At 41.0% G+C, this 14,178-nt stretch carries 12 protein-coding genes; 2 read left to right on the top strand and 10 right to left on the bottom strand.

Going from position 1 to position 14,178, the window contains the following annotated elements; translation table 11 throughout:
- Positions 1-89 precede the first annotated feature (89 nt).
- The 10 genes from iscX to PAE54_RS05555 form a co-directional block, all read right to left on the bottom strand.
- A complete protein-coding gene (gene iscX, locus PAE54_RS05600) occupies positions 90-290 on the bottom strand; it encodes a Fe-S cluster assembly protein IscX (RefSeq protein ID WP_273778478.1) in 201 nt (66 codons plus the stop codon).
- A gap of 87 nt (positions 291-377) precedes the next feature.
- Positions 378-929, bottom strand: a complete 552-nt coding sequence (locus PAE54_RS05595; protein ID WP_326518735.1) for a phosphatase PAP2 family protein — start codon at positions 927-929, stop codon at positions 378-380.
- A gap of 30 nt (positions 930-959) precedes the next feature.
- Positions 960-2,246, bottom strand: coding sequence for a glycosyltransferase family 4 protein (locus PAE54_RS05590; RefSeq protein ID WP_326518734.1), 1,287 nt, complete (start codon positions 2,244-2,246; stop codon positions 960-962).
- Between the two features lie 131 nt (positions 2,247-2,377).
- Positions 2,378-2,788 carry a hypothetical protein gene (locus PAE54_RS05585; RefSeq protein ID WP_326518733.1) on the bottom strand — a complete coding sequence of 137 codons (411 nt, stop codon included), beginning with the start codon at positions 2,786-2,788 and terminating at the stop codon, positions 2,378-2,380.
- A gap of 25 nt (positions 2,789-2,813) precedes the next feature.
- Positions 2,814-5,126, bottom strand: coding sequence for a fimbria/pilus outer membrane usher protein (locus PAE54_RS05580; RefSeq protein ID WP_326518732.1), 2,313 nt, complete (start codon positions 5,124-5,126; stop codon positions 2,814-2,816).
- 7 nt (positions 5,127-5,133) lie between these two features.
- Complete coding sequence (locus tag PAE54_RS05575) at positions 5,134-5,856, bottom strand: fimbrial biogenesis chaperone (protein ID WP_326518731.1); 723 nt, start codon at positions 5,854-5,856, stop codon at positions 5,134-5,136.
- A 95-nt stretch (positions 5,857-5,951) separates the two neighbouring features.
- Complete coding sequence (locus tag PAE54_RS05570; protein ID WP_326518730.1) at positions 5,952-6,467, bottom strand: hypothetical protein; 516 nt, start codon at positions 6,465-6,467, stop codon at positions 5,952-5,954.
- Between the two features lie 629 nt (positions 6,468-7,096).
- The gene (gene ilvC, locus PAE54_RS05565; RefSeq protein WP_273778472.1) at positions 7,097-8,113 is read right to left on the bottom strand and encodes a ketol-acid reductoisomerase; all 1,017 of its coding nucleotides are present in this window, start codon (positions 8,111-8,113) and stop codon (positions 7,097-7,099) included.
- Between the two features lie 33 nt (positions 8,114-8,146).
- Entirely contained in the window at positions 8,147-8,638 is a 492-nt protein-coding gene (ilvN, locus tag PAE54_RS05560; protein ID WP_273778471.1) for an acetolactate synthase small subunit, read from the bottom strand.
- Positions 8,638-10,362 (bottom strand): acetolactate synthase 3 large subunit, encoded by a 1,725-nt coding sequence (locus PAE54_RS05555; RefSeq protein ID WP_326518729.1) that lies wholly within the window; start codon positions 10,360-10,362, stop codon positions 8,638-8,640. The genes ilvN and PAE54_RS05555 overlap by 1 nt, the downstream gene beginning before the upstream one ends.
- Positions 10,363-10,939: 577 nt before the next feature.
- Here PAE54_RS05555 and PAE54_RS05550 point away from each other — a divergent pair.
- Both PAE54_RS05550 and leuS read left to right on the top strand, forming a co-directional pair.
- Positions 10,940-11,359: a DUF4124 domain-containing protein gene (locus tag PAE54_RS05550; protein WP_442784381.1), complete on the top strand. Its 420-nt coding sequence runs from the start codon at positions 10,940-10,942 to the stop codon at positions 11,357-11,359.
- 192 nt (positions 11,360-11,551) lie between these two features.
- A complete protein-coding gene (gene leuS / locus PAE54_RS05545) occupies positions 11,552-14,173 on the top strand; it encodes a leucine--tRNA ligase (protein ID WP_326518728.1) in 2,622 nt (873 codons plus the stop codon).
- Positions 14,174-14,178: the final 5 nt, after the last annotated feature.

Raw genomic sequence — 14,178 nt, 5'->3', positions numbered from 1 at the left:
AAACGTCAAAAAATTTGCCGCATTATAACCACATAATGCTCAACTAGCAGCGTTCAATATGTAAAAGTTTAGATTTTTCTGCGTATTTTTTAGCGGACTTCATCAATCCATGCCATTTGAATGGCTTCGAGCAAACCTTCTGTCGATTTATTCGGATCATCACTAAAATCTGGTAGTGCACAAATCCAGGCATGCAAATCGGTAAAACGGATCCATTGTGGATCCACATCAGGATGCGCTTCAGAAAGCTCAATCGCAATATCGATGGTATCAGTCCAACGTAAACCCATAGCTCAACCTAAATAATCGGAAGGAAAGTCTGTACTTTAGCAAATTACTCAACTTTCGCTAGATTCACTACACAGAATTTTTTGCACTTAGAGGATGATATTCAAGAAGGGTGCAGTCAAAATAATCCCCGTCGCGACCATTGCTCCAATTGCAGCACCGACCAGGACATCACTCGGATAATGTAGTCCTAAAATCATACGTGATAACGCTACCAGAATGGTAAAAGGCATCAGCAGTGTGATCAGCAACGGCTGAATATAACCCAGGGTGATACTGACCATCACTGCATGCAAGGTATGTCCGGAAGGAAAGCTAAAATGATCTAGAGGGCGCTCCCCCAGAATGATCACTTGATGCACCTGATAAGGTCTGGGGCGCGTGGTTTTATGCTTGAGATATTTATAGATACTGGTTCCAACCGCACCGCCTGCCAACAAGTATAAAATTTGCAGACCGTAACGTAGTCCCTCCAAGATCCAGACGATGACCAACATCACATACCAGAAAATGCCATCGCCTAGCCGGCTAATGATTTTAAAAAAAGCAGCCACCTGCTGAGAATGTGACAAGTGGTTGAAGTACAAACAGCCTTTATAATCGAGATCAAGTATTCTAATTTTTGCATTTTTAAAATTCATGCTTTCTCTCCTCAAGCATCACGCTTGGAGCTATGTGATCATGACGTTCTCCTGAACAACGTCATACAAGGCCTGTTCCAGTTGTTGTACCGGATGTTGCCAACCCATTCTTTCTGCTTGCTGTACCGCACGTAAGCCCATTTGTCGAAGAACCCGATTATTGGGCAAAACATTAATACACTGGATTAAGTGCTGCTTGTGACCTAAAGGACTGAGCCAGCCGGTTTCGCCATGTTCAATATGCTGATGAGCACAGGCATAATCATAAGCTACGACAGGCAAGCCACTTGCCATCGCTTCCAGTACCACATTGCCAAAGGTTTCAACCTGACTGGCAAAAACAAAAACATCGGCACTGGCATAAGCCGTTGCAAGGTCATGTCCGGTCAAACTACCCGTGAACAGGACATCACTGCTGGCGGCAAGTTTTTGCAGGCGTGCGCGATCAGGACCATCCCCCACAATCACCAATTTCACTTGATGTGCATGTGTTTCTTTGGCTCTGGCACAATAAGCATCTATCAGCACGTCAATTTCTTTTTCTGGAGAAAGACGTCCTACATACAACATAACCGTGGTATCGGCCGAAACACCCCATTGATAACGTAGACTTTCAGAGCGATGTCGGGGTGAAAAACGTTGCGTATCTACACCACGCCCTACCACTTTTAAGGGACAACTCACCCCGAACTGACGTAAAGCACGTTCAGTATCCTGACTCGGAACGCAGGTCAATTGGGTGCTGTTATGAAACCAACAAAGGTAGCGTTGAATCGGCTTTACCAAAAAAGCAAGATCAAAAAAACGACTAAAATCCTGAAAGGGAGAATGAAATCCGCTAGTTACAGGCATATTCTTCGATCTAGCTGCCTGCAGAGCAGTCAAACCAAGGGGACCTTCCGTGACAATATGTACCACCTGCGGTTGAAACTCTTCTAAAGCATGGCTCACTTTTAGATATTGCGGCCAACCGAATTTCAAAGCCGGATATTTGGGAACCGGCTGTGCCACGACCAAACATTCTTTATTAGGAATAAAGTCATGACAGGGCACTTTTTGCTCTGGACGAATCAGCAAAATTTTATGGCCTTTTTGCTGTAGACCTTTACACAGTTGCAACAAAGACAAGGCCACACCATTTATTTCAGGTGGCCAAGTTTCGGTAACAATCGCAATTTTAAGCTTAGGACGGACAAGCACCTGTAAACGATCAATCTCTTCCGTGATTGTTTCTTTATTTTTACGTTTAAAGTAAAACTTAAACGGTTCTGGAAAATCTTGTTGTTTTAATAGGGCTGTTGGGTATAGACCAGACATACAACCACCAATTATTTTCTTTTTCGTGGTCATCCTACCCGAGTTTTTTGACAGTTTTATGATGCGTTTCGAGTATTGTGTAATATTTTAAACATGTATGTCTAAAGCAACATATAAGGAGACAATTTAAATTAGAAAGCTAAATCGATATAAATTCTATCAGTATACATTCCTGCTGGGATCAGGGCTGATGGATGCTCATCCAACTGAACAAAAATCACATATTTGTTATCTAAATTAGCGGATTGAGGTATAGACACATTCCATAAGTTACTACCAGCGCCAGATATACTCATTCTAGTTTTTAGTCTATCCCTACCATTGGTAACATAACTATTTCCACTTGAATCCCTTAAATTCTGGCTACCAAACCGAATACCATAGGCATGATCACATGAAACCTTAAAGGAAGTTGCTGTCTGACTTCCATCCTCATATTCCAAATACATTTTTGGATCTGTAATTGAACCAACCATACATTGCTTCGCTTGCAATGCAGGTATCCATAAAAGCAATAACACTATTGAAATTATTATTTTCATTATTAACCACCCCTGTTGCCATTTTTTATTTGCACACTAGATCAATAATTTGATTTTGCTGCTCAATCGGAATTTTTTCCGCAACAATAAAAGTACTTTGACAAGATTTACCTCCAATAGTGTAAACAGTTAGTTTATGCTCTCCGGGCAACAAACCATATAAAGTCACTAAGCCATCCGTTCCTACTGGGTAAATGTCTTTTTCCAGATTATCCACATGAACTTCACTACCAGCTACAAACATTTTTTGATTCACATCAATCAGACGAACTTGAACTTTTTGAGCATGATAAATAGGGAAATCAATAAGATAACCTCTCTGATCCAAAGCTGAAATCTTTTTACTAGAAAAAGGCACCTTATCATCAATTGGTAATTGATCACCATCAAAAGAAATATTGTATTTCACATAAGCTGGAATATCATGAACAAATAAATAACCTTTTTTGTTGGTTTTACCAATTACAGCTGAAGAACGAAGAATATCAATATCAGGGTAATCACCCACACGAACCAAAGCAAAGGCATTATCAACAGATTTAGTCAAACCAAAGTGACCATCCAACCATACCATTGCTCCCTGATAGTCTGCTTGAATTCGATCATCCTGATCCGAGCGTACATATTGAAGACTCAACTCTCCTACTCGAGTTTTAATCAAACTATCAATATCATAAAAAGTTCGATTATCGCCCCTGCGTTCAATCCCCAGTGCATAGTTCAATCCCACTTGCTCAGAGCTTGATTGGGCATAATTAAGCCCAATGTCTCCATCAGTAGTATAATTAGTATATAACGCACGATTTTTTTCAAAATTATAAGTCAAAGATAAAAAGGCACCTGTATCGGCCTGATCATCAAATTCTTTAAAATAACCTGCTCTCATCGATAGAGCAGAAGTAATCTCTCGAGAAAATCCAGCTGTTAATACTTTTCTGTCAGCTTGAACATTATTTCTATCTTGATGTTGTCTTTGTTCGACATAGTTCAAATTAAAATTATGAATAAGAGGAAGATCCGTTAATCCTAAATATAATAAATTTTCCCACTTAGGCATCGAAAAGTTATTTTCATACCCCAAAACTTTATAATTTTCACTAGAATAACGACTACTTCCCCCGAAACTAAAATTACCAAAGTTTTTATTGATTGATAATCCCACCGAGTAGCCTTTCTGATCATTACTATGACTAGCCAATCCAACCACATCCACAACAAAATATGTACTTACTGCTTGAGTCCACAATAAACCTAGATTTTTTAAGTCTTCACTATAACTAGCATTTATACCAAGGGTAGTTCCTGATGTAATACCTCTTCGAAAATATAGACTAGTAAAAAAATCACGATAGTCACTATCTTCAATGCCATAGTTATAACGAATTTTACCTAAAGATATATTATATTCACTTAAATCCTTTTGTAATAACTGATTACTAATCAAGACAGGAAAACTCTGTACTGTCTTATTACCCAAAACATCCTCAACTACAAGTTGTGCCTCACCGGCATTTTGTATATTTGCACCGACCTGTAAACTATAATCGCCAGGAGTTACATTCTCCCTAAAAATATTTACACCGTTAAGAAACAAGTCTACGGTGGAAGGTACAATTGCACTGCCTTTTAAACTCGGAACATTCCAATAAATAAAATCTGGATATTTAGTATAATTAGTTCCCCAATTCAACCCTCCAAATCGGAACGAGTTAATTAATGGATTGGAAATCGTTGTAGTATCACCCAAGGTTAAACCAGTTAAACTATCTGAAAAATCGAAATCCAAAGATGTATTCAGGCGTGTAAACACCCCCCCTCCTCCTTCTAGTACATCATTCTTTCGATAAATAACCGAATTTTTAAATAACCAGTTATCCTTAAAAGCTCCCACTTCAGACAAAGCATTAAAGTCATTATCACCTTTATCTCTTGTATAATAAAAATTATAATTTAAAAAAGCGCCTAGACTGGCCTTTTCCGGCTTTGTAAATAAAATTCTATCACTCGAAGAAATAAAATAATTTGCTGGAATATCCAATTTAACTGCTTGAAGTGAGGAATCGAATAAAAGTTTAACTTCTTTTTTTGTTACCAAACAAAAATCCTTGTCTGTTTTATGATTTTCAAACAACTTAATATTAATATTTAACTTATTAAGCACAGAACATTCTAAATACTGTTTATCATCTTCAGTTAAAAATAAAATTTCTGTACCCATATCTAGGCCATTCAACCATATTGTACTTAAAACAGATGAATTTTTTACTGTTAGTTCTGTAGCTAAAACACCCTGTACAGACACAATACAGCACAAAAGTAGTGAAATTCTTCTATTCATTATAAAGTTACTCCATTATTTTAAATTTCATCCCCTTTTCTTCTTTATCCGTTTTAATTAATACTGTATATTTATTCCAATCTCCGATTTTTAAATCACCCAATTCCAAATTAACCTGAGACTGGGATAACAAATACCTCATACTATCCAACTTAAAAACTTCTTTATCGCTCTGATCAAGAATAGACAACTCCTTAATTTGAATATGAGAGTCTGCAATATTGTAAATATTCAAATATGAATTTCTATTATTTTTCTTTATTTTTAATTGTATATTAATATCACTCTGCTTACCTACAAACAAAGGTACACTAATATTGAAAGCAAAATTTAATCCAGATTCCTCAATTACTGAAGGTATTTCAGTAAATACTATTCTCCAGCTCATTTCTTTTTTTAAACCTAGACTCGCAATCGGGCGATTAAATCCCACACGTATCATTTGTTTAGAATCCGGCTTGAGAATAAAGGCTTTAGGATTAATCATAATACTAGGATCAACCTCATAGATATCCTGACCTTGTTCATTTTGAGTCCACTTAACTGCTTTAACTTCAAAATTTCGTGATATTTTTTCACGCTTAGAATCAAATGTTAAAGTTGTACTACGCTGTTTGGCTTGATCCGATAAATAAAGCTGAACTGGTTCAATTGCAATCGCTGCATAGCCTTGCTGATGAAAAAAAATTATTCCACATAATACAAATAAAGAATATGAAAAACGATTCATTACCACCCCCAACCCAACATAATATTTTGATTTTTAAGTAATTATTTTTATAAATAAAGCTGGCCTTATCCTTGAATAAAACCAGCTCCTAGAACTTAGAAAGATACTCTAATGAAATATGTATCACGATAGGTGCCAGCATCTGTAGTCAACAGATTCAACCCAGACGTACTTACTTTCACAGTATAATCTGTTACAGTTTTAGCAATACCAGTGTATTGTTGATCAAGATTATAACTAGGGTTAACACTTGATGAAGTAATTACATTAATAGGAATAGTTTGATCATCACCACCACCATCAAGCTTAGCAGTTGACGTTGTTCCTGTGCCGTTACCTGCCGTTGTCAATAATAAATTATATGATGCATTACTGGTAACTTTAAAATCACTGCTGCCTAACCCATTTGCAGTAAAGGAAATTGCATCACCTGTCTCAAGTTCACAGCGTTCAGGTACATACACAGTGATTGGAATTTCACCATTACATACTTCATTTCCTGAATCACCTCCACAATTATTGGTGTTATTACCAGCATATGTAGTACCCACACTTAATACGCTTGCACCTAGGGCTAGAGTATACAATGTTGTTTTTAATAATAGTTTCATAGGAATTCTCCCGTCTTTTTATAAAAAGATTTTATAGACACAATTACTTGGTTTTACCATCAGGTTGATAATCCAACTTTGTAACTGTAGTTTTATCTTAGGGGACTGGAGTAAATTCACAACGAAACAACACATTTCACAATAGATATATTTATTCAACAGATAAATATATTAGATACACCCCTAACTAATTGTTTTTTTATATATTGTTTTTATCCATTATATTATAAATATAATAATAGTACTTTTAATATCAGCTCAAACTGGCTTTTATAATTAACATAACAATTCAACGGACTATTTTTATAGTATATTTTCAACAACTTATATTTATATTAAAAAACCAGCCTTTATTTATATCTTGTTACGTATTCTCAAAAAAACCAATTTTCAGAACCTAGATCATTACCAATCTTGCTTTAACTCATATTTTTTTAAATAAAAAGATAGCAAATGGCATTTATACTGCTTTTATTTAAACAGAAAAAATGGGATTTATAATCTAATCGATTTTCCCAGATACTCTCGATCAAAAAAGAGCCTAAATTACAGTCACCTATTTTTATTCTTGAATAAAAAATCCCCCTAAGATAAGGGGGATTTTTGACTAATTGAAAAAATCAATCCAATTAGTTTTTCTCTTTATCAACGATCTTGTTCGCTTGGATCCAAGGCATCATTGCACGCAATTTAGCACCAGTAACTTCGATACCGTGTGCTGCATTTTGGCGACGACGCGCAGTCATTGAAGGATAGTTCAATGCACCTTCCTGAATGAACATCTTCGCATATTCACCAGATTGGATACGTTTAAGCGCATTACGCATTGCTTCACGAGATTGTTCATTGATCACTTCAACGCCAGTCACGTATTCACCGTATTCAGCGTTGTTAGACACTGAGTAGTTCATGTCCGCGATACCGCCTTCGAACATCAAGTCAACGATCAATTTAAGTTCGTGCAAGCATTCGAAGTAAGCCATTTCTGGTGCATAACCTGCTTCAACCAAAGTTTCGAAGCCCATTTTCACCAATTCAACTGCGCCACCACAAAGAACCGCTTGTTCACCGAACAAGTCAGTTTCAGTTTCTTCACGGAATGAAGTTTCGATGATACCAGTACGACCACCGCCTACGCCTGAAGCGTAAGAAAGCGCAACGTTACGTGCATTACCAGAAGCATCTTGATGAATCGCGATAAGGTCTGGAACACCTGAACCACGTTGGAATTCAGAACGTACAGTGTGGCCTGGTGCTTTAGGAGCAACCATGATCACGTCTAAGTCTTTACGTGGAACAACTTGGTTATAAAGAACAGAGAAACCGTGAGCAAATGCAAGTGTCGCGCCTTGCTTGATGTTTGGCTCGATCACGTCACGATAAAGTTGAGCTTGGAACTCATCTGGAGTCAAGATCATTACAAGGTCAGCTTGCGCAACAGCTGCTGGTACTTCAGCAACTTTAAGGCCTGCATTTTCAGCTTTTTTCCAAGAAGCTGAACCTGCACGTAGACCTACAGTTACGTCTACACCAGAATCTTTAAGGTTTTGCGCATGCGCATGGCCTTGAGAACCGTAACCAATAATCGCAACTTTCTTGCTTTGGATGATTGATAAGTCACAGTCTTTATCGTAAAAAATTTGCATCTGTTTTCTCCGCTAAAATGCTTTTAAATTGAATTAGATGGTCAGTACTTTTTCGCCACGAGCGATACCGGACACACCAGAACGAACCACTTCAAGAATGGTGTTTTCTGCAAGTGCATCAATAAAACCATCTAATTTATCAGTTGTTCCTGCAATCTGAATGGTATAAGTCGTTGGTGTCACATCAACCACTTGCGCACGGAAAATATCCGCTGTGCGCTTGATCTCGGCGCGTGCTGAACCCAGTGCTTTGACTTTGATCAGCATCAATTCGCGCTCAATGTGAGCACCTTCTGACAGATCCACTACTTTTACTACTTCAACTAGTTTATTGAGCTGTTTGGTAATTTGCTCAATTTTATGCTCATCACCATACGTCGTGAGGGTTAGACGAGATAATGTTGCATCTTCAGTCGGTGCAACATTCAGAGTTTCGATGTTATAGCCACGTTGGCTAAATAAACCCACGAGACGTGAAAGCGCACCTGATTCGTTTTCAACGAGAACGGAAATAATATGTCTCATTAGGTACGCTCCCCTTTTGCAACCCACATATCACGCATAGATTGACCTGCGACCTGCATCGGATAAACATGCTCGGTACGGTCGACCATAACGTTAATAAATACGCATTTGTCATTAATGGCCATCGCTTCAGCAAGCTTGCTTTCAAGCTCATCTGCATGGTCAATCTGAATACCGACGTGACCATAGGCTTCCATCAGTTTCGGGAAGTCTGGTAAAGATTCAACATAAGAACTTGAATGACGGCCTTCGTAGTTCATATCTTGCCACTGTTTCACCATGCCCAAGGCACGGTTGTTCAGGCATAGAATCTTCACATTCAAACCGTACTGTTTACAGGTTGAAAGCTCTTGGATACACATCTGGATCGATGCTTCACCCGTGATACACACCACTTGCTGCTCTGGGCAAGCAAGTTTCGCAGCCATTGCATACGGCAAACCAACACCCATGGTACCTAGGCCACCCGAGTTGATCCATTGACGTGGACGTTTGTATTTGTAATACAAAGCACCAAACATCTGGTGCTGGCCCACGTCAGAAGTAATGATCGCTTCACCATTGGTCGCCTTGTACAGCGCCTCAACCACTTGTTGTGGTTTCATTGAGCCATCCGCAGGAACCTGGTATTTCAGGCCATGCACTTTGCGCCACTCATTAATTTGTGACCACCATGCCGCAATCGCTTCAGGATTTGGCTTAGACACATTCATCTGCTTCAATTGCACCAGCATTTCCTGCAATACAGGCTCTACTGCACCGACAATTGGAATGTGCGCCATAATGGTTTTTGAAATCGTTGCCGGATCAATGTCAATATGAATGACTTTGGCATTCGGACAGAATTTTGCAGGGTTATTGGTCACACGGTCATCAAAACGCGCGCCAACGCACAGGATCAAATCTGCATGGTGCATCGCCATATTGGCTTCATAGGTACCATGCATACCGAGCATACCAATAAACTGTTCATCATCACCTGGGAAACCACCAAGACCCATCAAGGTATTAGTCACTGGGTAACCGAGAAGATGTGCAAGTTCCGTCAGCAATCCAGAAGCATTACCCTGCACCACACCACCACCGGTGTAAATCACTGGGCGCTTCGCTACGATCAGTTCATCGATCGCTTTACGGATCTGACCAGAGTGACCACGATGCGGTGGTTGATACGAACGCATCTTCACTTTTTCTGGGTATTCGTAGGCAAATTTTTCAGCCGGGTTAGTTGCATCCTTTGGAATATCAACAACTACTGGACCTGGACGGCCTGATGCCGCGATATAGAATGCTTTTTTAATAACCGCAGGAATTTCACTGGCGTGACGCACCTGGAAACTATGTTTTACGATTGGACGGGAAATACCCACCATATCGGTTTCTTGGAAAGCATCTTCGCCGATTAAATGACTGGCAACCTGACCTGACAGGATCACCATTGGAATGGAGTCCATGTATGCAGTTGCAATTGGAGTCACGGTATTGGTTGCGCCTGGACCTGAAGTCACCAGCACCACACCGGTTTTACCGGTGACACGTGAGTAGGCATCTGCCATATGACCAGCAGCTTGCTCATGACGCACGAGGTAATGATTAATTTTGTCTTGTTGAAAAAGCGCATCGTAAATATGTAAAACTGCGCCGCCTGGATACCCAAAAACATGCTCAACGCCTTCGTCCGCAAGAGCACGAACGAGCATTTCACCACCAGATAAAAGTTCCAACGTGATTCACCCTAATCTTCTCGCAATTTGTGGAAGGCACAAACCGCGTTTCATTCATTTAACTGTCTGCACTGTTTATAGCACACATGTGGAGTGGTTTTCGCTGCAAATAGGAAAAATTCTGACAACACAACCGAATAAGCTTCGTGTTGATTTAAAATATGTCGGGATACACATATTTCTTCGCTTTGATCATCTTCTCGGCTAGAGAAAATGCCCATTGCACGTCATGACGTTTATTCAAAGGGTGATCGAATAAAAGCACATAAAACCAAAGCAAGCATTTTTGTAGTTTCGCCTATTAAAGTCAAGATCAAAACTCGGCTTTTTCCGCTTTATTTGTCTGGAAATCTGCTTTAATTTCTAGTGAATTTCACGACCACCCATTTAAGCAGAAATTCTCACCGCATACTTTAAATCCTGAACAAGATTCAGACAGCTTTCACGCTTATCGGCAAGACTGTGATATTTCTGTAGAGACTTATTAAAAATGATGCGTAGAACCGAGCATTTTTCTCGTTCATTCATGAATAAAAATGCAGAAACTCTCCAGCAGTCCGCGTAAAATAAGGCGATCATGCCACATGATTTTCAGTATAAATTTACATCACGATTTAAGCATTTTTGTTGGGGCTTCATGACAATGCAAATAAAGAATATTTTATGGATTTCTTCGCTGGTTTCAGCCGTTTTGTTCAGCACAACACCGGCGTCGGCAAAAGAATATTACAAATGGGTCGATCGTAATGGCTCTACCCACTACACCACGACCCCTCCACCCAATCACGCCATTAAAAAAGGCAAAATTGATACCTATGGCTGGCATCACAACATAACCACTTCAAGCACCCAAACACCGGCACCCAATTCGACGGTAGAGAATAAAACCGATACAGCGGCAACCGCACCAGCAGCCACTGAAAAAGCAGTGCCGGGCACAAAAATGACCGACACCATGTCCCAAAAAGTGCCAGCTGCATCTGCAGCAAAAAATTAAAGTAATGCTCCGATTACCCCTCCTCTGTAAACTGCAGCGGAATTGCAGCATGGATCGGTCAGCGTATATGAATATGATGACTGTCGCTGCAAAATTAGGGTTGTAAAAGAAACTGCTGCGCAAAATTCACTTTTAGGTGCATTTTGCGCTATGCTTTGCGACAAAATTTTTATTGTTGTTCACGATACGTTTATGACTACTCACATTGACCCTGAATATCAAGCAAGTGCGATTGAGCCAAATGTCCAAAAAGACTGGGAAGATCGCAAAGCCTTTAAAGTTGCCGACACTGTAGAAGGTCCACATCGTTACATTCTGTCGATGTTCCCTTACCCAAGCGGCAAGCTGCATATGGGTCATGTGCGTAACTATACCATTGGTGACGTCATTAGCCGTTTCTACCGTTTAAAAGGTGAAACCGTGCTGCAACCAATGGGATGGGATGCTTTCGGTTTACCTGCCGAAAATGCAGCGATTGCCCACAAAGTTGCTCCAGCGAAATGGACCTTTGAAAATATCGACTACATGCGCAACCAGTTAAAGCGTTTGGGCTTGTCGATTGACTGGGATCGTGAATTCGCCACCTGTACTCCAGAGTACTATCACTGGGAACAATGGTTGTTTGTCCAGCTGTATAAAAAAGGCCTGATCTACCGCAAACTGTCTACCGTGAACTGGGATCCGGTTGATCAAACCGTTCTTGCCAATGAACAGGTGGAAAATGGCCGCGGCTGGCGTTCTGGTGCCTTGGTGGAAAAACGCGACATTCCAATGTATTACTTCCGTATTACCGACTATGCGCAAGAATTACTTGATGATTTAGATTCACTCAAAGAAGGTTGGCCACAGCAAGTCTTGACCATGCAGCGTAACTGGATTGGCCGTTCACAAGGGATGGAAATCACTTTCCCTTCAGCAAATCCGGAAATCTATGCCGATGGCTTGACCGTGTTCACGACACGTGCAGACACTTTGATGGGTGTAACCTATGTCGCGGTTGCTGCCGAACACCCAATGGCACTCAAAGCCGCTGAAAACAATCCTGAACTGAAAGCATTTATTGAAGAATGCCGTATGGGCTCTGTGGCAGAAGCTGATTTGGCCACTGCCGAGAAAAAAGGTATGGCGACTGGCTTGTCCGTCAAACATCCTGTCACAGGTGAACAAGTGCCGGTGTGGATTGCCAACTATGTGTTGATGTCTTACGGCTCAGGTGCGGTGATGGCCGTGCCATCGCATGATGAACGTGATTTTGAATTTGCCAACAAGTTCGGCTTACCAATCAAACAGGTCATTGATGCCAAAGGTGCTGAAGATGCTGATTTCTCAGCGACTGAATGGCAAGAATGGTACGGTTCAAAAGACGGCAAACTGGTCAATTCTGGCGAATTTGACGGCTTGGATTTCCAGGGTGCATTTGATGCCTTCCTGGCAAAACTGGAACCGCAAGGTTTAGCCAACAGCAAAGTCCAGTTCCGTTTACGTGACTGGGGTGTGTCACGTCAGCGTTACTGGGGCTGCCCAATTCCAATGATCAACTGTGAAAAATGTGGCCAGGTACCAGTTCCAGAAGATCAATTGCCGGTGATTCTACCAACGGATGTGGTGCCAGACGGTTCAGGCAATCCACTGAACAAGATGCCAGAATTTTATGAAACCAAGTGTCCATGCTGTGGCGGCGATGCACGTCGTGAAACCGATACCCTGGATACTTTTGTAGAATCCTCTTGGTATTACGCGCGTTATGCGTCTCCAGATTTTACTGGTGGTATGGTCAAACCTGAAGCTGCGCAAAGCTGGTTGCCCGTGAATCAGTACATCGGTGGTGTGGAACACGCGATCCTGCATTTACTGTATGCACGCTTCTTCCATAAATTGATGCGCGATGAAGGCGTGGTACAAGGCAATGAACCATTTACCAACTTGCTCACTCAAGGCATGGTATTGGCCGACACCTTCTACCGCGAAGAAGCATCAGGCAAAAAAACATGGTTCAACCCAGCAGACATCGAACTCGAACGCGATGAAAAAGGCCGTATCCTTGCAGCCAGATACACAGGTGATGGTGAACCGGTCATCATCGGTGGTCAGGAAAAAATGTCGAAATCGAAAAACAACGGTATCGACCCACAAGCCATCATTGACCAGTACGGTGCTGATACTGCACGTGTGTTCATGATGTTTGCTGCGCCACCGGATCAGTCACTTGAATGGTCGGATGCCGGTGTGGAAGGTGCCAACCGCTTCCTGAAACGTGTTTGGCGTTTAGCCTCAGGCTTCCTGGAAAAAGGCAATGCAAGCAGCACCATTGATACGGCAAACTTGTCCAAAGAAGCACAAGACCTGCGTCGTAAGGTGCATGAAACGATCCAAAAGGTGGGCGATGACATTCAGCGCCGCCACTCATTCAATACAGCGATTGCGGCACAGATGGAATTGCTGAACAGCATCAACAAGTTTGAACCACAATCAGACAATGACTTTGCTGTGGCACGTGAAGCCATCACCACCTTGTTGATTTTGCTGGCGCCATTTGCTCCACACTTAAGCCAGACCTTGCTGGCAGAGTTCGGGATCGAATTGACCGCAGCTTTATTCCCGAAAGTGGATGAATCTGCTTTGACTCGAAATACCCAAACGATTGTGGTACAAGTGAACGGTAAGCTCCGTGCTAAGCTTGAAGTTGCTGTTGACACTTCAAAAGAAGACCTTTTGGCACAGGCGAAGGCCTTGCCTGAAGTGCAACAATTCTTGACTGGTCCAACCAAAAAAGAAATTGTCGTCCCGAACAAACTGGTTAACCTGGTCGTTTAAGACCT

The sequence above is a fragment of the Acinetobacter minutum genome (genome assembly GCF_035916735.1).
Classification (GTDB): Bacteria; Pseudomonadota; Gammaproteobacteria; order Pseudomonadales; family Moraxellaceae; genus Acinetobacter.
The sequence above is the reverse complement of the archived record's forward strand: the minus strand, read 5'-3'. Positions and strand labels throughout refer to the sequence as shown.